Origin of the sequence: Sinorhizobium sp. RAC02, assembly GCF_001713395.1 — a bacterium.
Classification (GTDB): Bacteria; Pseudomonadota; Alphaproteobacteria; order Rhizobiales; family Rhizobiaceae; genus Shinella.
Genome location: NZ_CP016450.1, coordinates 1,898,851 through 1,917,569 on the forward strand (window position 1 = coordinate 1,898,851; position 18,719 = coordinate 1,917,569).

At 62.9% G+C, this 18,719-nt stretch carries 18 protein-coding genes; 10 read left to right on the forward strand and 8 right to left on the reverse strand.

What is annotated here, in order from left to right; all coding sequences use genetic code 11:
* Nucleotides 1-144: 144 nt before the first annotated feature.
* Nucleotides 145-1,083 (reverse strand): diacylglycerol/lipid kinase family protein, encoded by a 939-nt coding sequence (locus BSY16_RS09115; RefSeq protein WP_069059366.1) that lies wholly within the window; start codon nucleotides 1,081-1,083, stop codon nucleotides 145-147.
* Between the two features lie 371 nt (nucleotides 1,084-1,454).
* Here BSY16_RS09115 and BSY16_RS09120 point away from each other — a divergent pair, with 371 nt between their 5' ends.
* Together BSY16_RS09120 and BSY16_RS09125 are read left to right on the forward strand one after the other, a co-directional pair.
* Nucleotides 1,455-2,678, forward strand: a complete 1,224-nt coding sequence (locus BSY16_RS09120) for an MFS transporter (protein WP_069059367.1) — start codon at nucleotides 1,455-1,457, stop codon at nucleotides 2,676-2,678.
* 191 nt (nucleotides 2,679-2,869) lie between these two features.
* Entirely contained in the window at nucleotides 2,870-3,286 is a 417-nt protein-coding gene (locus tag BSY16_RS09125; RefSeq protein WP_069059368.1) for a DoxX family protein, read from the forward strand.
* A 112-nt stretch (nucleotides 3,287-3,398) separates the two neighbouring features.
* On the opposite strand, the gene BSY16_RS09130 is transcribed toward BSY16_RS09125, so the two are convergent.
* A complete protein-coding gene (locus BSY16_RS09130; RefSeq protein WP_069059369.1) occupies nucleotides 3,399-3,869 on the reverse strand; it encodes an Lrp/AsnC family transcriptional regulator in 471 nt (156 codons plus the stop codon).
* A gap of 141 nt (nucleotides 3,870-4,010) precedes the next feature.
* On the opposite strand from BSY16_RS09130, the gene BSY16_RS09135 reads away from it, so the two are divergent.
* The gene (locus BSY16_RS09135) at nucleotides 4,011-4,919 is read left to right on the forward strand and encodes a DMT family transporter (protein ID WP_069059370.1); all 909 of its coding nucleotides are present in this window, start codon (nucleotides 4,011-4,013) and stop codon (nucleotides 4,917-4,919) included.
* 178 nt (nucleotides 4,920-5,097) lie between these two features.
* On the opposite strand, the gene BSY16_RS09140 is transcribed toward BSY16_RS09135, so the two are convergent.
* The 5 genes from BSY16_RS09140 to BSY16_RS09160 all read right to left on the reverse strand — a co-directional run bounded on the left by BSY16_RS09140 (nucleotide 5,098) and on the right by BSY16_RS09160 (nucleotide 10,563).
* Nucleotides 5,098-5,985, reverse strand: coding sequence for an ABC transporter permease (locus BSY16_RS09140; RefSeq protein WP_069059371.1), 888 nt, complete (start codon nucleotides 5,983-5,985; stop codon nucleotides 5,098-5,100).
* 160 nt (nucleotides 5,986-6,145) lie between these two features.
* The gene (locus BSY16_RS09145; protein ID WP_069059372.1) at nucleotides 6,146-7,144 is read right to left on the reverse strand and encodes an ABC transporter substrate-binding protein; all 999 of its coding nucleotides are present in this window, start codon (nucleotides 7,142-7,144) and stop codon (nucleotides 6,146-6,148) included.
* Between the two features lie 385 nt (nucleotides 7,145-7,529).
* Nucleotides 7,530-7,943, reverse strand: coding sequence for a VOC family protein (locus tag BSY16_RS09150; RefSeq protein WP_069059373.1), 414 nt, complete (start codon nucleotides 7,941-7,943; stop codon nucleotides 7,530-7,532).
* Between the two features lie 164 nt (nucleotides 7,944-8,107).
* Nucleotides 8,108-8,740 (reverse strand): L,D-transpeptidase, encoded by a 633-nt coding sequence (locus BSY16_RS09155; RefSeq protein ID WP_069059374.1) that lies wholly within the window; start codon nucleotides 8,738-8,740, stop codon nucleotides 8,108-8,110.
* A 158-nt stretch (nucleotides 8,741-8,898) separates the two neighbouring features.
* Nucleotides 8,899-10,563 carry an electron transfer flavoprotein-ubiquinone oxidoreductase gene (locus BSY16_RS09160; RefSeq protein WP_069059375.1) on the reverse strand — a complete coding sequence of 555 codons (1,665 nt, stop codon included), beginning with the start codon at nucleotides 10,561-10,563 and terminating at the stop codon, nucleotides 8,899-8,901.
* Nucleotides 10,564-10,827: 264 nt separating this feature from the next.
* Here BSY16_RS09160 and BSY16_RS09165 point away from each other — a divergent pair, with 264 nt between their 5' ends.
* The 7 genes from BSY16_RS09165 (at nucleotide 10,828) to BSY16_RS09185 (ending at nucleotide 17,614) form a co-directional block, all read left to right on the forward strand.
* On the forward strand, nucleotides 10,828-12,231 hold the full coding sequence (locus tag BSY16_RS09165; protein ID WP_069059376.1) for an FAD-binding oxidoreductase: 1,404 nt from the start codon (nucleotides 10,828-10,830) through the stop codon (nucleotides 12,229-12,231).
* A 24-nt stretch (nucleotides 12,232-12,255) separates the two neighbouring features.
* The gene (locus BSY16_RS09170; RefSeq protein ID WP_069059377.1) at nucleotides 12,256-13,044 is read left to right on the forward strand and encodes an SDR family oxidoreductase; all 789 of its coding nucleotides are present in this window, start codon (nucleotides 12,256-12,258) and stop codon (nucleotides 13,042-13,044) included.
* 141 nt (nucleotides 13,045-13,185) lie between these two features.
* On the forward strand, nucleotides 13,186-14,478 hold the full coding sequence (locus BSY16_RS09175; protein WP_069061457.1) for an Hsp70 family protein: 1,293 nt from the start codon (nucleotides 13,186-13,188) through the stop codon (nucleotides 14,476-14,478).
* A 45-nt stretch (nucleotides 14,479-14,523) separates the two neighbouring features.
* Nucleotides 14,524-15,384, forward strand: coding sequence for a uracil-DNA glycosylase (locus tag BSY16_RS09180; RefSeq protein WP_069059378.1), 861 nt, complete (start codon nucleotides 14,524-14,526; stop codon nucleotides 15,382-15,384).
* A 211-nt stretch (nucleotides 15,385-15,595) separates the two neighbouring features.
* On the forward strand, nucleotides 15,596-15,772 hold the full coding sequence (locus BSY16_RS32345) for a hypothetical protein (protein ID WP_171902399.1): 177 nt from the start codon (nucleotides 15,596-15,598) through the stop codon (nucleotides 15,770-15,772).
* Nucleotides 15,773-15,813: 41 nt separating this feature from the next.
* Nucleotides 15,814-15,957 carry a hypothetical protein gene (locus tag BSY16_RS32350; protein WP_160860611.1) on the forward strand — a complete coding sequence of 48 codons (144 nt, stop codon included), beginning with the start codon at nucleotides 15,814-15,816 and terminating at the stop codon, nucleotides 15,955-15,957.
* A gap of 376 nt (nucleotides 15,958-16,333) precedes the next feature.
* A complete protein-coding gene (locus tag BSY16_RS09185) occupies nucleotides 16,334-17,614 on the forward strand; it encodes an MFS transporter (protein ID WP_069059379.1) in 1,281 nt (426 codons plus the stop codon).
* Between the two features lie 25 nt (nucleotides 17,615-17,639).
* Here the strand turns inward: BSY16_RS09185 and BSY16_RS09190 are convergent, their stop codons facing one another.
* Entirely contained in the window at nucleotides 17,640-18,578 is a 939-nt protein-coding gene (locus BSY16_RS09190; RefSeq protein ID WP_069059380.1) for a DMT family transporter, read from the reverse strand.
* Between the last annotated feature and the right edge of the window lie 141 nt (nucleotides 18,579-18,719).

The window sequence follows — 18,719 nt, forward strand, 5'->3', positions numbered from 1 at the left end:
TCCCCAACGGGGAGAAGGTGGCCCGAAGGGTCGGATGAGGGGGTGAGACGGCAATCGTCGTGCCTATCCCCCTCATCCCGCTGCCGCGACCTTCTCCCCACGGGGAGAAGGGGCCGGTAGCACCCTTCAATCAAGATGCATGGCTCAAGCCGCAGCTGGCTCGCTCGTCGCCATGTTCGCCGCCTGTACCTTCGGCACCATCACCTTCAACTCGCCGGGATGCAGCCGGATCGACACATCCCGGTCCATCGGAAGCAGCTCGCCGTCGATCACGCAGTTGATCGCCCGGTCGACCTTCGGGAAGTGCAGGTCGACGGCCGTGCCGGTCATTTCGGTGACATCGGCGTTTTCCCTGAGCTTGCCGCGCAGGATATCGAAGGCGAGTTTGGCGACACCTGCCGGTTTCAGCGGGTTTGTCGTGTAGAAGCCGAGATGGCCACCGGTGAGATCATCGGCATAAAGCAGGCCATTTGCACCGAAGCGGTTGTTCGACACATTGATGGCCGAGACATTGCGATGCTCCTCGACGCCATCGACGTTGAATTCCACCTCGAATTCCGGCGGATCGAGGATGACGCCGAAGGCGGCGCGGGTGTTCGCCGCAATCTTGCCCAGCCGCGAGCGGTAAGTCATGGCGTTGCGCAAGCGCACCATGCGGGCATGCAGGCCGGCGGAGAACTGGTGCACGAAGGCGCGGTCATCCGCCGTGCCGATATCGGCGGCAGCGATGTCGCCATCTGCCAGCGCGTCGATCGCCTGCCAGATATCGAGCGGAATGTTCAGCGAGCGGGCAAACAGGTTCATCGTGCCGGCCGGGACGATGCCGAGCGGCATCTTGTTTTGCCAGGCAAGGCCGGCCGCGGCCGAAACCGTGCCATCGCCGCCGCCCGCCAGCATGGCGTCGAGATCCGTGCGGTCCGAACAGCGCTTCAGCGCCATCTCGATATCGGCCCCTTCGACGATATCGCAATCAAGGTGGTGCCCGGCCGCGGCGAAAGCCTCTTCCGCATGCCGGGCAAACGCCTCCATGTCGGTGGTGCGGAACGTCCCCCCGTCCCTGTTGAATATCGCCTGAATTCTCATTCGCATACTCCGCGTCTCAGCCGAGAACGCCTGAAGGGTGACAGTCGATCCATTAGATAGTCGAGAAAACGGCGATTAACAGGCGATCGCGAAATACAATGCAATAAATCGTGAGCACCGGACCACCCGATCAAATGCGCGAGAGGTCAAAAATCGGAGTAGGCAGGGCGCTCGTCTCTGATATATTGCCGCACGGTTGCCTGCGTCGGGAGTGCGCTTGCCGGCCGGACTGTTTTCTTCCCTACCGTGGCCCTTTCGGCCAGACCATACCGCATCAGCAGCCAGGAGGAGTGGCCGCCCGTGCAGGGTCTGTCGCTGGATTTGCCGCGCATGGGCCACCCTTGCGGAGCCACCCCGTGTCCGAACATCCCATGCCGAATGTTGCCCTCTCCTCGGGGCCACTGCCCGTTTCCTCGCTTACCGTCACGCTGATCATCCTTGCCCTCGCCGTCGGCAGCTTCGGCATCGGCACCGGCGAATTCGCCATCATGGGCCTGCTGCCCGATGTCGCCGGCACCTTCGGCGTGACGAACGCCGAGGCCGGCTATGTCATCAGCGCTTATGCCCTCGGCGTCGTGGTGGGTGCCCCGATCATCGCCGTCATCGGTGCCCGGTTCCGCAGGCGCGACCTTCTTTTGGTGCTGATGGGCGTCTTTGCCGCCGGTAATCTTGCCAGCGCCGTCGCCCCGACATTCGAAAGCTTCATGCTGCTCCGCTTCCTCTCCGGCCTGCCGCACGGTGCCTATTTTGGCGTGGCCGCGCTGGTCGCAGCATCCATGGTGCCGGTCAACAAGCGCACGCAGGCGGTCGGCAAGGTGATGCTCGGCCTCACCCTCGCGACGCTGATCGGCACGCCACTTGCCGCCTTCTTCGGCCAGTTGCTCGATTGGCAGTACATGTTCATCGCGGTCGGCATCACCGGTTTGCTGACCGTCGCGCTCATCGCCATCTTCCTGCCGCGCGACAAGGCGCCGAAGGGCATCAACGCGCTGACGGAACTAAGCGCGCTCAAGCGCAAGCAGGTCTGGCTGACGCTCGGCGTCGCAGCCTCCGGCTTCTGCGGCATGTTCGCGGTGTTCACCTATATTTCGCCGATCGTCACCGAAGTCGCCGGCCTCAATGTCAGCATGGTGCCGGTCATCATGGCGATCTTCGGCTGCGGCATGATCGTCGGCAACATCTTTGGCGCCAAGCTCGCCGACCTGTCGCTGATGCGCACCATCGGCTGGTCGCTGGTGCTGTACTTCTTCGTGCTCATCGGCCTGTCGCTGACGGCGCATAATCCGATCCTGCTCGGCATCTGCTGTTTCCTGATCGGTTGCAGCTTCGTCGTCGGCCCTGCCCTCCAGACGCGCCTGATGGACGTCGCGGGTGACGCACAGACGCTTGCCGCAGCCCTCAACCATTCCGCCTTCAACGTCGCCAACGCGCTTGGCGCCCTCTTCGGCGGTTTGGCGATCAGCGGCGGTTATGGCTACGAATCGATGGGGTTCGTTGGTGCGGCAACCGCCGTCATCGGCTTTGGCGTGTTCCTCGTCTCCCTGTCGCTCGAAAAGATGGATCGCGCGGCAACGCCGGTCTGCCCTGCCGAGTAATCAGCTGCCTGCAGGACAATCGCAACGGCGCCCCATCGGGCGCCGTTTTCGTTTGCATGGATGCGCGCCAACCCTGTTACCAAAGTGACAGGGCCACGCCCGGACTCTGCTAGACATAGGTCATCGCAGCCCGCCGAAACGACGCAAGAAACGACGGACCGCAAGCCCATGAAGTCTATTGGAGATACTGAATGTCCGCCCTTATCGACAGCATCACCGGCAACCGCATCTTCGGCCTCCTGGCCCGCACCATCCTGACCTCGATGTTCTGGCTTTCCGGCATCGCGAAAATCGCCGATTTCAATGCCGGCGTCGCCGAGATGGCGCATTTCGGCCTAGAGCCGGCCATGGCCTTCAACATCGCCGTCGCCGTCACGCAACTGGTCGGCTCGGCCCTCATCATCGCCAACCGCTGGACCTGGCTTGGCGCTGGCATGCTCGCCGTGTTCACGGCGCTCACCATCCCGATCGCCCACAACTTCTGGACCATGCAGGAGCCGATCCGCACCATCGAATTCTACGTGGTTATGGAGCACGTCACCGTCATCGGCGCGCTGATGGTCGTCGCCTGGAAATCCGCGAAAGCGCCTGTCGTCCCTGCGCATTGACGACAGGCCGGGCGCCGCCCTTCTCTCCGGAAGCGGCGTCCATGGAAGGACGGCCCTGCCTCTCCGGCCGTCCCCGCCGCCCCGACGCTGCCCGTCGGGGCGGTTTTCGGGTTTAGATCGATGGCAGTTTCAGAGGGCCGCCGGTCTTGATGCTGCGGATTGCGAAGTTGGAGCGGATATCGGTCACGCCCGGCATGGTGAGCAGCGTTTCGGTCAACAGTCTTTCGTAGGCCGAAAGATCCTCCACCACCACCTCCGCCAGAAAGTCGGCGTTGCCGGAAATCAGGAAGCAGGACACCACCTCGGGCACGGCGAGCAGCGCCTCCTGCTGGGCCATGGCGTTTTCCCGGCTGTGGCGCCCCACCTTGATCTCGACGAAGACGGTGAGCCCGAGCCCGACCTCCTTGCGATCGATATCGGCACGGTAGCCGCGCAGCACGCCGGATTTTTCCAGAGTGCGGATGCGGCGCAGGCAGGGCGACGGCGAGAGGTTCACCCGCTCGGCGATCTCCACATTCGTCGCCCGCGCATCCTCCTGCAGCACCTTGAGGATGGCGATATCGAATTTATCGAGATTTGGCATATTTGGGAACCTTCTTCGCGATCTTTGGCATGATCCTGCGCAAGCTACATGCTGACAGGCACAACACGCAAGGACATGCCCCGCCCCCCGGCATTAGAGTCTGGCCATGATTTGCGCCACAGCCGAGACAAGGACATCGCCATGGCCGTGCTATCGTTTTCTTCCGACGAAAAATCCAACCCGCTGGCCGCCGGCTATGCCGGCGCGGTCGTCACCGTGCTGGTCTGGGCGACCTGGGTCCTGGCGACACGCCACACGGCCGCGACGCCGCTCAGCACCATCGATATCGGCCTGATCCGTTATGGCGTGCCGGCCATCCTGCTTGCGCCGGTCTGGCTGAAAACCGGGCTTCTGCCGAGGGGCGTGCCGCTGAAACTCGTGGTCGTCATGGTGGCGGGGGCCGGTGCGCTGTTCTTTCAGGTCACCGCGGGTGCGTTGCATGTGACGCCCGCCGCGCCAGGCGGCATCCTGCTCGGCGGCTCCCTGCCACTGGCCACCGCACTGATCGGCATCGCCCTCTTCGGCGAGCGGCCGGACCGGATGCGCCTTTTCGGACTTGCCGCGATCGTCGCCGGCGTGGTGATCCTGCTTGCCGCCAGCATGCAGAAGAGCGGCATGACGATGACCGGCTTCGTGCTGCTGCCCATCGGTGCCGTGCTCTGGGCGGGCTTCACCCATGCCTTCCGCCGCTCGGGCCTCACCGCGCTGCAAGGTGCCGCCCTCATCGCGATCTGGTCCTTCCTGATCCATCTCGTGCTGGCCGCGCTCTATGGCACGCATCTGGCGGCGGCATCGTTTCCCGACCTTGCGCTCCAGGTGACAAGCCAGGGCATTCTTTCCGGCCTCATCGCCACCTTCGCCTACGGCACCGCGATCCGGGCGCTCGGCAGCAGCCAGGCCGCCGCCTTCACCGCCATCACGCCGGTTCTGGCAACGTTTGGCGGAGCGATATTCCTGGGGGAAAGTTTTGGCATCGCCGAAATCACCGCAGCCATTGTCGTCGGCGCGGGTGTGGCGCTCTCCACGGGCGTCTTCTCACCCAGACGCTGAGCTTCGGAAAACCTCTCCGTCGTTATGGTCGGGCTTGACCCGACCATCCATCCTGCGCCTGAAGCAGTGGATCCTCGGGTCAGGCCCGAGGATGACGGAGAATATGGGGTAAGCGCATGCACGCAAAAGGGCGCCCGCGGCTCTCGCCGGGGCGCCCTTTTCCATGTCTGCGTTTGGATCAACCGTGGATGATCTCGCGGTGTTTTTGCAGCCGTTTGCCAAAAGCCTGGCTGACGCGGTCGAAGATGATCGCGATGCCAACGATGGCGAGGCCGTTGAAGATGCCGAGCGTGAAATACTGGTTGGAAATCGCCTTCAGAACCGGCTGGCCGAGGCCCTGTACGCCGATCATCGAGGCGATGACCACCATGGCGAGCGCCATCATGATCGTCTGGTTTATACCAGCCATGATGGTGGGCAGCGCCAGCGGCATCTGCACGTTCTTCAGCTTCTGCCAGCTCGACGAGCCGAAGGCGTCGGCAGCCTCGAGCACATCCTTGTCGACGAGGCGGATGCCGAGATTGGTGAGGCGGATCATCGGCGGGATAGCGTAGATGACCACCGCGATCAAGCCGGGCACCTTGCCAATGCCAAGCAGCATGACGACGGGGATGAGGTAGACGAAGCTCGGCATGGTCTGCATGACGTCGAGGATCGGGTTGATCACGCCCTGCAGGCGATCCGACCGCGACATGAGGATGCCGATCGGTATGCCGATGACGATGGAGAGCACCGTACAGACGAAGATCATCGAGACCGTCTTCATCGTATCGTCCCACATGTCAAAATAGCCGATGACGAGAAGCGTGCCGACGGCGCCGGCGACGATCTTCCAGTTGCGGCTGGCGAACCATGCGACGGCCGCGATCAGCAGGATGATGATCGGCCAGGGCGTGCGCGTCATGAAACGCTCGGACCAGATGAGAAAATGCTGCAACGGCACGAAGATGGTTTCGATGCTGTCGCCATAGGCGCGGGTGAAGGCGCGAAAGCCTTCATCGATCACCTTCTTGAGGTCGCGCAGCGAGCCCGCGTCCAATGTCGGAAATTTCGTGAACCATTCCATATCGATCCCCTTCCGGCTCCGGCCGGTCTTGCGCCGGTTTCATGAGCCAACCCTGAAGCATGCCGAGGGAGAGTGCGCAGCGATTTGCGCCAAAGGCATGCGCTAAAACGAAGGCAAAGGGCGGCGCGCCCATGACGCGCCGCCCGTTTCGATCAGGCGATCAGAGAGCAGCCTTGATCTTTTCGGCAGCTTCCGGCGAGACCCAGTCCTTCCAGAGCGCTTCGTTCTCTTCCAGGAAGTGCTTGGCGCCATCGTCACCGCTCGCCTGGTTGTCGGTCATCCAGGCCATCAGCTTGTTGACGGTGTCGTTGGTCCAGGCGCGCTTGTTGAGGTAGCCCATGACATCGGCGCCGGCACGCTCGGAGAACGGCTTGGTCACCAGCGTCTGGACCTTGTCCTTCGGCCAGTCGTTCTTCTTCGGGTCTGCGCAATCGGCAACCGTGTTGCAGCGCTTCCACTCGGCGGCGTCATAGGGCACGCCATGCTCGAGCTTCACCATCTCGTACTTGCCGAGAAGCGCCGTCGGGGCCCAGTAGTAGCCGACCCAGCCTTCCTTGCGCTCGTAGGCCTTGGCGATCGAGCCGTCGAGGCCGGCAGCAGAACCCGTATCGACCAGCGTGAAGTTCGCGCCTTCGCCGCCGTAAGCCTTGTAGAGCTGTCCGGTCACGACCGTGCCGCCCCAGCCCTGCGGGCCGTTGTGCACGGAACCCTTGGCCTTGTCTTCCGGATCCGGGAAGAGTTCCGGATGCTTCAACGCATCCTCGATCGTCTTGATGTCCGGATTGGCATCAACGATGTATTTCGGGACCCACCAGCCCTGAACGGCACCGTCGGACAGCGCCACGGCAGCGCCGACCAGCTTGCCTTCCTCGATGCCGCGGTTGACGACGTCCGGCAGCAGGTCGACCCAGCCTTCCGGCGCCAGATCCGGCTCGCCCTTTTCGATCATCGAGGTGATGGTCGGCACCGTGTCGCCGACGATGACTTCGGCGTTGCAGCCGTAACCTTCGGTCAGGATGAACTTGTCGAGGGCTGCGAGAACCTCGGCGCTCTGCCAGTTCATGCTGGCAATGGTCACGTCGCCGCATTCGGCGCGCGCCGCACCCGTCATGGCGAACAGGCCAGCGACGAGGCAGGTGGAAGCAAGAAGATGTTTCATATCCGTTCCCTCATTTCGGCGGTGTCATTGTGCCGACAAGGGCCCGCTGCACCGCCGCGGCCGGGCCCGTGATCTTAGCAGATCGCTTTCGGACAACAGGCCTTGCAAGGCCCGACGTCGCGATACCGCACGCTCGACTTTTGCAGCTACGGAGTCGAATGCCGGTACAAATGCGCCCACGATTGACCCCAATGCGTCATGGAGCCATCAAATTCGCGAGACCGCCCCGACTTTGTCCAAGGTCGCGGGCACGCCGGCAATGGTATGATACAATTCAGCTTTTTCAACCCGCAAAACAAAAGACCGGGCAAAAGCCCGGCCCGTCACGGAAATGTGGAATAGGTCCCATCGCAGATACCTGTCGCGACACTTAGGATTTCGCGACTTAACCCGTCATCCCGCAATTGATCATCCACGGCGTCCCGTATTTATCCGTAACCATGCCGAACTTCTTCGCCCAGAAGGTCGTCTCGAACGGCATGATCACCGTGCCGCCATCGGCGAAGGCATCGAAGATGCGCTCGGCGTCCTTCTCCTTGTCGATCTGGATCGAGATGTTGAAGCCTCCTTTCGCGCCTCCGCCCATTTCCGGCGGCGAGTCCGCTCCCATCAGTTCCTGGTCACCAACGATCAGATGTGCATTGATGATCTTGTCCTGCCATTCCCTGGACACATGCTCGCCGGCCGGCGTCTCGCCATGGCTGAGCATGGCCACGATCTTGCCGCCGAGCACTTTGGCGTAGAACTCGAAGGCCTCCCGGCAACGGCCGTCGAAGCTGAGATAGGCAACGAACTTCATCTGTTTTCTCCTCGATGAGGCGGACAGGCTTTTCCGGCCGCTCGGGATAAAGACGATCGGCCTGGACGGGAACCGACACGCCGTCGCAAAATTCCCAATCAAAGTGAGAGTTTTGCGACCCGGTTACAGAAGCCGGCCTTGTCTCTTCGCGGTATTCCCGGGGATCAGGCTTCGCGGCGCCCCTGGATGACATGCACGCGACCGCCGGTTTTGACGCGCTCGTAAAGGTCGATCACGTCGTGGTTGAGCATGCGCACACAACCACTCGACATGGCCTGGCCGATCGACCACGGCTGGTTGGTACCATGGATGCGGAACATGGTGTCGTTGCCACCCTGGTAGAGGTAGATGGCGCGCGCGCCGAGCGGGTTGTTGAGGCCGCCCGGCACGCCGCCGGCATATTTCATGTTCTTCTTCGGGTCGCGGCGGATCATGTTGGGCGTCGGCGTCCAGGTCGGCCACTCCGCCTTGCGGCCGATATAGGCGCTGCCCGCCAGCGAATAGCCCTGCCGGCCGACACCGATGCCGTAGCGCATCGCCCTGCCATTGCCGAGCACGTAGTAGAGCCGGCGTTCCGGCGTATCGACGACGACCGTTCCTGCCGCATGGGGGGTGACATAGGCGACTTCCTGGCGGCGAAGCTCGGGCTTGATCTTGTCGAGCGGCATCGCCTTCAGCGGAAATTTTTCCTCCATGCGATCGCTGTAATTGGCATGGTCGCTGGTGCCGTTCGTCGCGCAGCCTGCGAGCAATACGGCAGATGCGCCAAGCAGGAATCCGCGGCGGGAAATCGACATGGTTAAAGCCCTTTGAATATATGATCCTCTGGGCTGAAAATTATGTGTTTATGGTTAACCGATGGTTAAGCGGCGCGCTTTGGTTGCAGGACATATTAAGGTGAGTGGCAATAAAAAGGCCGCCTCCAGGGCGGCCAATTCATTGCAGTGAGCGTCCCTCACATATTCGGATAGACCGGCCCCTCGCCGCCCTGCGGCGGCACCCAGTTGATGTTCTGGTTGGGGTCCTTGATGTCGCAGGTCTTGCAGTGCACGCAGTTCTGCGCGTTGATCACGAAGACGTCCTTGCCGTCCTTCTCCACCCACTCGTAAACACCGGCGGGACAGTAGCGGGTGGACGGGCCGGCATAGACGTCGAGTTCCGACGTTTTTTGCAGCTCCGGGTTCTTCACCTGAAGATGGATCGGCTGGTCTTCCTCGTGGTTTGTGTTCGACAGGAACACCGAGGAGAGACGGTCGAAGGTCAGAACGCCGTCCGGTTTCGGATAGTCGATCTTGTTGTGCTTGGCTGCCGGCTCGAGCGATTGTGCGTCCGTCTTGCCGTGCTTCAGCGTGCCGAAGATCGAGCCGCCGAACAGCGTGTTCGTCCACATGTCGAGGCCGCCGAGTGCCACGCCGAGCGCCGTGCCGAGCTTCGACCACAGCGGCTTGACGTTGCGCACCTTGCGCAGGTCCGAGCCGATGGCGCTGTCGCGCCAGCCCTGTTCGATCTCGATCGGCTCATCGTTCGCGCGGCCATGGGCGATGGCATCCGCCAGCTTTTCGGCAGCGAGGATGCCGGACAGCACAGCATTGTGGCTGCCCTTGATGCGCGGCACGTTGACGAAACCGGCCGAGCAGCCGATCAGCGCGCCGCCGGGGAACGACAGTTTCGGCACCGACTGGTAGCCGCCTTCGGTGATGGCGCGCGCGCCGTAGGAGAGGCGCTTGCCGCCCTCGAAGGTGCCGCGGATCGCCGGATGCGTCTTGAAGCGCTGGAACTCTTCGAAGGGGAAGAGGTAGGGGTTCTTGTAGTTGAGGTGCACCACGAAGCCAACGGCGACGAGGTTGTCTTCCAGGTGATAGAGGAACGAACCGCCACCGGTCTTCATGCCGAGTGGCCAGCCGAAGGAGTGCTGCACCAGGCCCGGACGGTGGTTCTCCGGCTTGACCTGCCAGAGCTCCTTGAGGCCGATGCCGAATTTCTGGGGCTCGCGATCCTTCTGGAGATCGAACTTGGAAATCAGCTGCTTGGCGAGGGAGCCGCGCACACCTTCGCCGATCAGCGTGTATTTGCCGAGCAGCGCCATGCCGCGGGTGAAATTCGGGCCGGGCTCACCATTGCGCTCGATGCCCATGTCGCCGGTGGCGACGCCAATCACCGCGCCCTCGTCATTGTAGAGAACTTCGGTGGCGGCAAAGCCCGGATAGATCTCGACGCCGAGTTCTTCCGCCTTCGTCGCCAGCCACCGACAGACATTGCCGAGCGAGACGATGTAGTTGCCGTGGTTGTTCATCAGGGGCGGCATGGCGAAGTTCGGCAGGCGGACTGAACCGGCGGGGCCGAGCAGCAGGAAATGGTCGTCCGTCACCGCGGTCTTGAAGGGATGGCTGTCATCCTCGCGCCAATCGGGCAAGAGACGGTCGATGCCGATCGGATCGACGACGGCGCCGGAGAGGATATGCGCGCCGACTTCCGAGCCCTTTTCCAGCACGACGACGGTGAGGTCCGGATTGACCTGCTTCAGGCGGATCGCCGCCGACAGGCCGGCAGGCCCCGCGCCGACGATCACCACGTCGAATTCCATGCTTTCGCGCTCGGGCAGTTCCATTGCTTCGCTCATTCGTCTCTCCACCCCGCAACCCCTCAAAAGCCGCGGAAAGTCCCTCGGGTCGGTTCTGTCATGACAAATACCAGAAACCTTGTCGAGCCGTTCTGCGACAGAGTTTCCCCGCTTTTGCGCATGACTTCATGACGGCGCCGAAAGTTTATTGACTTTAACGTAAACGTCAACTGTTTGTCGGAGACGCAACGATCTGCTCGCTTGATTCCGCCCGCATGCAGGATTAGGCATTTGAGCCATCCAGCCGCCAGAGGATCGCCAGCCATGTCCGAGATTATCCGATCGCTCCAGCGCGACTTGAACCATTTCGGCGAGGATCTTCACCTTATCGGAAGCGAGCGCCTAGGCAACCGGCATCCCGGCGAGCATCGCGACAATTTTGGCGCCGGCGTCATGGCTGAGCCCGCAACGCCCGAAGCAGCGACGGCCGTGGTGCGCTGGTGTCTCGAGCACAATGTGCCCATCGTGCCGCAAGGCGGCCGCACCGGCCTCGTCGGCGGCGGCATCAGCCGGCCGGGCGACCTTATTCTCTCCACCGCCCGGCTGAACCGAATCGAAGCGATCGATACCCTCGCCCGCACGGTGACCGTTGGCGCCGGCGTGACGCTGCAAGCGCTTCAGGAGGCGACGGCCGAGGTTGGTCTTGTCCCCGGCATCGACCTTGCCGCACGCGGCAGTGCGACGATCGGCGGGATGATCGCCACCAATGCCGGCGGCATCCTCGCTTTCCGCAACGGCGTGATGCGCCACCAGGTGCTCGGCATCGAGGCGGTGATGCCGGACGGCACGCTGTTCAGCGATCTCACGCGCGTGCTGAAAGTGAGCGCCGGACCGGATATCAAGCAGTTGCTCATCGGCTCGGAAGGCGCCTACGGCTTCGTCACCCGCGCCGTGCTGAAGCTGGAAAGTTTCAACCCTATGCGCGCCACAGCGCTCGTCTGCGTGCGGGATGCCACCTCGGCGCTTGCCCTCATCGCCCATTTCCGGGCACAGCCGGCCTTGCAGCTCGAAGGCGCGGAACTGATGTGGCAGCGTTATATGCGCGACAGCGCGGCCGACAAGGGGTTTGATGTCGATTGGCTGGAGGACAACACGCCCGCAGTCCTGCTGATGGAGGTTTCCGCCGGCAGCGAGGCGGAGGCGCGCGAAGCCCTGGAAGAGGGGCTCGCGGCGCTCTGGGAGGAACAGGGATTGTCGAGCGGCATCGTCGCCGCTTCGCTCGAACAGGCCCGCCGCTTCTGGGCGTTGCGCGAGGACAGCGACTTCATGTACCGGCATTTTCCGGCTGCCCCCTCCTTCGACGTCTCGGTGCCGCCCGGCACGCTCGACGCCTATGTGACGGGTCTCAGGTCACGGCTGAAGGCGATAGACGTGAGCTTCGACGCTTATGTCTACGGCCATATCGCCGACGGCAATCTGCATATTTCCGTCATTGGCGATGGTGTCGCGGGTGCCGCATTCAAGGAACCGATCGAAGACGCCGTCTATTCCGGCGTTGCGGAACTCGGCGGCAGCTTTTCTGCCGAGCACGGGGTGGGCACGGAAAAGCGTCGTGCTTATCTTACCTATGGCAATCCTGCGCGCCGTGCCGTGGCGCAGGCCATCAAGGCGGCGCTCGACCCAAAAAATCTGTTCAATACGGGCAAGGTGCCCTACTGCGCCGACTGAGCGCAACATAAGGACGACATCACCATGGATCTCGGCATCGCCGGCAAACGCGCCCTCGTTCTCGCCTCTTCCCGCGGCCTCGGCAAAGGCATCGCGGTTGCCCTTGCCCGTGAGGGCGCGCAGGTGCTGCTCTGCGGCCGCAGTGCCGAAACGCTGCAAGCCAATTGCGATGCCATCAATGCGGAAGGTTTCGGCCGAGCAGATTGGGTGCAAGCGGACCTCGGCGACGAGGGTTTCGTCGACACCCTCGTCAAGGCCGTCCAGGAAAAGCTTGGCGGCATCGATATCCTCGTCAACAATTCCGGCGGCCCGACGCCGGGCTCGACCGAGGACATGAGCGAGGAAAAGCTCATCACCTATTTTCACGCCATGGTGCTCAGGATCATCACGCTGACCAACCGGCTGCTGCCCGGCATGAAGGAACAGGGTTGGGGCCGTATCCTGACCGTCGCCTCGTCCGGCGTCATCGAGCCGATCCCTGGTCTCGCGCTCTCCAACACGCTGCGCCCGGCGCTGGCCGGCTGGTCAAAGACGCTGGCGACCGAGGTCGCGCAATATGGCGTCACCAGCAACATGCTGCTGCCCGGTAGCATCATGACCGACCGGTTGAAGAGCCTCGATGCTGCCGCGGCCGAGCGCAGCGGCGAGAGCGTAGACGAGGTGCGCGCCGCCTCGGAAAAGGCCATTCCAGCCCGGCGCTACGGCACCGTCGAGGAATTTGCGGCGACGGCCGCCTTCCTGTGCAGTGCACCGGCGAGCTACGTCACCGGCAGTCTGGTGCGCTGCGACGGCGGGGCGGCGCGGTCGGTCTAAAAACCGCCCTCCCCTTGCCATTCGCCATGCCCTGTGCCATCTGGCGCGCTCTCAAATTTTCGGGTGCGCGATAGCGCGCCCTTTCGCGCGGAGCCTCTCGCTCCGGTTCAACACATTATGGCGATCACAAGGGGCACGGCGATGGCACGCGCACTCGGGCTCGATTTCGGCACGACGAACACGGTTATGGCGCTCGCGGCCGGCGGCAGCGAAACACAATCGATGCATTTTACCAGCAGCGTCGGCGAAACCGACACGATGCGCACGGCGCTCTCCTTCATGAAGGACCCGCTCGTCGGGGCGCAGGCGCTGAAGGTCGAGGCAGGTCAGGCGGCCATCCGCCAGTTCATCGACAATCCCGGCGACTGCCGCTTCCTGCAATCGATCAAGACCTTTGCGGCAAGCGCCCTCTTCCAGGGCACGTTGATCTATGCCCGCCGGCATGCCTTCGACGACCTGATGGAAATCTTCCTGCGCCGGCTGAAGGCCTATGCGGGGGATGAATGGCCGACTGAGGTCTCGCGGGTGATCGCCGGGCGGCCGGTGCAGTTTGCCGGCGCAAGCCCCAATCCGGCGCTGGCACTGGAGCGCTACAACGCGGCGCTGACGCGGCTGGGCTTTCCGGAAATCCACTATGTCTACGAACCGGTTGCGGCCGCCTACTATTTCGCCCAGACACTGAAGAGCGATGCCACGGTGCTCGTCGCCGATTTCGGCGGCGGCACGACGGACTATTCGCTGATCCGCTTCGAGCGGCAAGCCGGCCGGCTGACGGCAAAGCCGATCGGCCATTCGGGCGTCGGCATTGCCGGCGACCATTTCGATTCCCGCATGATCGAACATCTCGTCGCGCCGGAAATCGGCAAGGGCTCCCACTTCAAGAGCTTCGACAAGGTGCTGGAAGTGCCGTCCGGCTATTACAGCAACTTCGCCCGCTGGAACCAGCTGTCGATCTTCAAGACGACGCGCGAATTCACCGATCTCAAATCGCTGGTGCGCTCGGCGCTGGAGCCGGAAAAGCTGGAACTCTTCATCGACCTCGTCGAACATGACGAGGGTTACCCGCTGTACCAGGCGATCTCGGCCGCCAAGATGGCGCTGTCGGCCGCCGACGAGGCGGAATTCCACTTTCCGCCGCTGGGGGCCGCAGGCCGCAAGATGGTCAAGCGCAGCGATTTCGAACACTGGATCGCACCGGATCTCGCGCGCATCGAGGGTGCGCTCGACGAGGTGCTGGAACAGACCAACACGGCGCCGGACGCAATCGACAAGGTGTTCCTGACCGGTGGCACGTCCTTCGTGCCGGCGGTGCGCGGCATCTTTTCCCGCCGCTTCGACGCGAGCAAGATCGAGAGCGGCGGGGAACTTCTCTCCATCGCGCACGGCCTTGCGCTTATCGGCGAAAGCGACGATGTCGCGACATGGGCGGCGTGAGCATAACGCTTCCCTCCCGGAGCCGGCTTCGATAGTGTGCAGGACATGAACGCCGCCAGAGACCTCCACCCCGAGCACCTTCGTTCGCTTTTGCATTTCTATGCGGATGCGGGCGTGGAATGGCTGCTGGAGGAGGAACCGGTCGATCGCTTTGCCGAATTCCAGGCGATGCGCGCCGCCCGGGGTGTGCCGGCACAGCCGGAGGCGGTGTCCGCGCCGCAGCAGCCGGCGCGGCAGGCCCCCGTGCGGCAGGAGCAGCCGCGCGCCGCGGCCCCTGCCCCCTTGCCGAACGTCGCCATACCGGACGGGCAGGCCGTCGCCGAGGCCGAATTTGCCGCGAGCAGCGCGCGCTCCCTGGACGAGTTGCGCACGGCCATGGAGGCCTTCAACGGCTGCAATCTCAAGACCAGCGCCCGCTGCCTCGTGTTTGCCGAGGGCAATGCCAGGCCGTCCATCATGGTCATCGGCGCCATGCCGAATGCCGAGGACGATCGAGATGGCCAGCCCTTCTCCGGCCGGCAGGGCGCGATGCTCGACCGCATGCTTGCCGGTATCGGACTTGCCCGCAGCGACCTCTTGATCACCAATGTCGTTCCATGGCGGCCACCGGGCAACCGCCCGCCATCGCAACGCGAGGCCGATATCTGCCGGCCGTTCATCGAGCGGCAGATTGCACTTGCCGAACCGAATCATCTGCTGGTTCTCGGCAATTTCGCCGCGCGATTCCTGTTCCGATCGAACGATACGATCCATCAACTGCGCGGCGAATGGCGGGAAATCGATGTTTGCGGGCGTACCATTCCGGCATTTGCGACCCTGCACCCGCAAGATCTGGTGACAGCGGCGATCAGCAAGCGCCTTGCCTGGCAGGATTTGCTTGCTTTTCGTGCAGGGCTTGAAGGTTAGGCAGCAAAGCCATAACCAACGTTTTCAATTACTTGACCGCCCCGCCATGGGTGCCCGTCCAGATTCGCCGCAACTTTGCCTCATGCATGAACAATTTGTTTCAGCAGCCATGCGAATTAGACATATCTGCCGGGCAGAATGTCGCATTGCAAAATCGATGCTGCGGCGCAATATATCGAGACGGGAGGGACAGGATTTAAGGAATCGACCCATGACCGCCCGCTTTCGGCCCATTCATTCGAGCTTCGAGACGCTCCGCCATTCCGGTCTTCGCACCGGGCACGGCTTCGGCAGCATCGCTGCCCGGGCCAACGAGCAGCTCACGGCCACGGGCTTTGCCCGCATCAACCGCCCCGTCCAGCTCTTCTCCGAGTTCATCACGCGCTGAGTGAAACCCTTCACCCGCGCCACCGTTTCAAGGAGCAAGCCATGACCAAGATTCGCAAACTGATCGCCGACATTGCCGACATCCGCGTCGCCGTGAATGCGGCCCGGGAATATTCCGTGCTGGCCTCGCTGCCACGCGATGCCGCTCAGCGCCGCGATCCGCTCAAGGCCTTCCTGCCGAACTGAGGTCCGGCCGCGGCTTTGAACCCGGCTCCCACCGTGGTACTATCATTTCTGTGAGGAGGTGAGACGCCTTTCTCCGGTGGAGACCGGGCCGAAGCCCGATCTCCGTTTTCTTAGCTGATTGTCAGGGTGAACCGCCAAGTCCTGAACCTGATCGTCAGCGTAAGCCGGATTTTCAAACGTCTCACCTCCTTTCGTCTTGCCGAGATTTCCCGGCGGATTGTTGTAACACAACCCTTCCGCGAATTCGCTGAATTCCGGTCCTTCGCAAATCTTCTTGCTTACGTCAGTCACTGTCGCAGTGGACAGCGCGCCGTCGCCGCAATAGAGCGACACTCCGAAACAGAATGCGCAACCTGCGCCCTCTCCCGGAGCCCCCATGCTGGCGAGCCTTGTCTCCATCCTGAGCCTGATGTTGTCCACCCTGCTGATGATGGTGGCGTTCGGCCTGCAGAGTTATGTCGTGCCGGTGCGGGCGGTTGCTGAAGGCTGGTCAACGCAGACGATCGCAATGATCGCGACGGGCTATACGGTCGGGTTCACGCTCTCCTGCGTCGTCACGCCGAAATTCGTGCTGCTTGTTGGCCATGTGCGGGTCTTCGTGGCGCTGATCACGCTGCTGGCCATCGCGATCCTGCTGTGCGCGCTCGTCGTCGACTGGCGGGCGTGGATGCTGTTCCGCGCCATTTCCGGTTTCGCCATTTCCGGCAGCTATCTCATCATCGAAAGCTGGCTGAACGAACGCGTGACCAACGAGAATCGCGGCTCCGTCTTCTCGATCTACCTGATCACCACGATGGTCGGCACGATCGGCGGACAATATCTCGTGCCGCTCGGCGATCCGTCCAACACCTCGCTGTTCATTCTGTGCGGCATCATCTTCTCGGTCGCCCTTTTGCCGACCGCCCTCACCTCATCGCCGCTTCCTGCCCCGCCGACGCAGGCTCGCTTCGACATTCCCAAACTCTACCGGCGCTCGCCCGTCGCTGTCGTCGGTGCGTTTCTTGCCGGCGCGCTTTCCGGCGCCTGGCTCAATCTTGGCGGCGTGTTCACGCAGCGCACCGGCCTGTCGACCGCGGAAGGCGCAACGCTGCTCGCCTGCGTGCTGCTCGGCAGCGCGCTTGCGCAAATTCCGATCGGCCGCGCCTCGGACCGCATGGACCGTCGTCTTGTCATGGTCGTCTGCGGCATCGTCGGCACGATTTCCTGCCTGGTGATGGCCCTGGTGGCCGGTGGGCCGCCGATGATGCTTTACGCAGTCGCGGCCTTCGTCGGCTCGGTCATCTTCCCGATCTATGCGCTGAATGTGGCGCATGCGAACGACCGCGCCCAGCCGAACGAATATGTCGAGGTCTCCTCGGGCATGATGATCGTCTATGGCTTCGGCACGATTTCCGGGCCGCTGATGGTCGGACCAATCATGGACCGCTTCGGCCCCGGTTCGTTGTTTGCGGTGCTCGCCGTCTATTTCGCGCTCTACGGCGCCTATGCCGCCTGGCGCATCAGCCGGCGCGAAGCCAATGAAGGCCTCGTTAGCAAGACGGACTATCAGGCGATGTCGGCGCAGCCGCTTGGCGCCGATGCCGCCGCTGCCGCGCTCCAGCCTGATGCCGTGACGGACGAGCGGGTCGAGGACACGACGACGCCGGAGTGGCGTTGAGCGCGCGCGAAAACTCGGCCTGTTTTTACCCCTGAGGCAACTTGTGGCGAAGTTCCGCCCGGCGCGTCAGGTTGAGCTGGTGTTCGCGGAAGATGACGAAGATGCCGGCGCTGACGACAACGGCGGTACCGATCAGCATGGGACCGGTGGGCACGTCGCCAAACAGGAAATAGCCGATGATGAGACCGAGCACGATCGACGTATATTCGAACGGCGCGATGGTCGACACGTCGGCATAACGGTAGCTCGACGTCAGCAGGATCTGGGCGATGCCGCCGCAAAAGCCGGCAAGCGCCATCAGGCCGAGCGACTGCCAGCTCAGCGCGATCCACCCGAACGGCAGCGTGCCGAGCGAAAAGATCGAGGCGAACAGCGAGAAATAGAGCACGATCGTCGGCGTGCGCTCGGTCTGCACCAGCTTGCGCACCAGCACCATCGCGAAGGAGCCGAGCACGGCAAAAGCCAACATGGCGAGCACGCCCATGGCTTCCGACGAGCCGATGCCTCCCGTGCGGAAGAGCGTGAGGCGCGGCCAGCTGATGATAGCGACACCCAGCAGGCCGACAAGCACGCCCGACCAGCGATAGATGCCGACCTTCTCCTTGAGGAAGACCGCGGCGACCACCACGGTGACGAGCGGCAGGGCATAACCGAGCGCGATCGATTCCGGCAACGGCAGGTGGATGAGGCCGTAGAAGCCGAAGCCCATGGAGAGAATGCCGATGAAGCCGCGCTTCAAATGTCCGAAGATGTCGTTGGTGCGGAAGGCATCACGCAGCTGGCCATGCATGCCAAGGAACACGAGGATCGGCACCATGGCGAAGGCGGAGCGCAGGAAGGTGATCTGCCCCGCCGGAAGATCCTTGCCGGCCGCCTTGATGAGCGCGGACATGCATAGGAAGATCACCACCGAGGCGACCTTGAGAAAAATCCCCTTCATGGGATCGGAAGACTGCGTGTCCATGCGGAACTCATCATGGCCGGCAGGCCATGGCAACAGATTTCAGGGAGACCGGAGAACCGGTTCAGAGAGCTGCAACTCTAGCGCGGTTGATGGCAGGATGGGATGAATTCTGGTGATGCATCGCGGATAATTTTGATCGGA

Excerpts from the sequence above, each read along its gene's own strand:
- BSY16_RS09170 (WP_069059377.1), top strand. The coding sequence starts at position 12,256 with ATGGATCTCGGCATCGCCGGCAAACGCGCCCTCGTTCTCGCCTCTTCC.
- BSY16_RS09160 (WP_069059375.1), bottom strand. The coding sequence starts at position 10,563 with ATGAGCGAAGCAATGGAACTGCCCGAGCGCGAAAGCATGGAATTCGAC.
- BSY16_RS09115 (WP_069059366.1), bottom strand. The coding sequence starts at position 1,083 with ATGAGAATTCAGGCGATATTCAACAGGGACGGGGGGACGTTCCGCACC.
- BSY16_RS09120 (WP_069059367.1), top strand. The coding sequence starts at position 1,455 with ATGCCGAATGTTGCCCTCTCCTCGGGGCCACTGCCCGTTTCCTCGCTT.
- BSY16_RS09145 (WP_069059372.1), bottom strand. The coding sequence starts at position 7,144 with ATGAAACATCTTCTTGCTTCCACCTGCCTCGTCGCTGGCCTGTTCGCC.
- BSY16_RS09190 (WP_069059380.1), bottom strand. The coding sequence starts at position 18,578 with ATGGACACGCAGTCTTCCGATCCCATGAAGGGGATTTTTCTCAAGGTC.
- BSY16_RS09130 (WP_069059369.1), bottom strand. The coding sequence starts at position 3,869 with ATGCCAAATCTCGATAAATTCGATATCGCCATCCTCAAGGTGCTGCAG.
- BSY16_RS09135 (WP_069059370.1), top strand. The coding sequence starts at position 4,011 with ATGGCCGTGCTATCGTTTTCTTCCGACGAAAAATCCAACCCGCTGGCC.
- BSY16_RS09185 (WP_069059379.1), top strand. The coding sequence starts at position 16,334 with ATGCTGGCGAGCCTTGTCTCCATCCTGAGCCTGATGTTGTCCACCCTG.
- BSY16_RS32345 (WP_171902399.1), top strand. The coding sequence starts at position 15,596 with ATGACCGCCCGCTTTCGGCCCATTCATTCGAGCTTCGAGACGCTCCGC.
- BSY16_RS09165 (WP_069059376.1), top strand. The coding sequence starts at position 10,828 with ATGTCCGAGATTATCCGATCGCTCCAGCGCGACTTGAACCATTTCGGC.
- BSY16_RS32350 (WP_160860611.1), top strand. The coding sequence starts at position 15,814 with ATGACCAAGATTCGCAAACTGATCGCCGACATTGCCGACATCCGCGTC.
- BSY16_RS09155 (WP_069059374.1), bottom strand. The coding sequence starts at position 8,740 with ATGTCGATTTCCCGCCGCGGATTCCTGCTTGGCGCATCTGCCGTATTG.
- BSY16_RS09175 (WP_069061457.1), top strand. The coding sequence starts at position 13,186 with ATGGCACGCGCACTCGGGCTCGATTTCGGCACGACGAACACGGTTATG.
- BSY16_RS09180 (WP_069059378.1), top strand. The coding sequence starts at position 14,524 with ATGAACGCCGCCAGAGACCTCCACCCCGAGCACCTTCGTTCGCTTTTG.
- BSY16_RS09125 (WP_069059368.1), top strand. The coding sequence starts at position 2,870 with ATGTCCGCCCTTATCGACAGCATCACCGGCAACCGCATCTTCGGCCTC.
- BSY16_RS09140 (WP_069059371.1), bottom strand. The coding sequence starts at position 5,985 with ATGGAATGGTTCACGAAATTTCCGACATTGGACGCGGGCTCGCTGCGC.
- BSY16_RS09150 (WP_069059373.1), bottom strand. The coding sequence starts at position 7,943 with ATGAAGTTCGTTGCCTATCTCAGCTTCGACGGCCGTTGCCGGGAGGCC.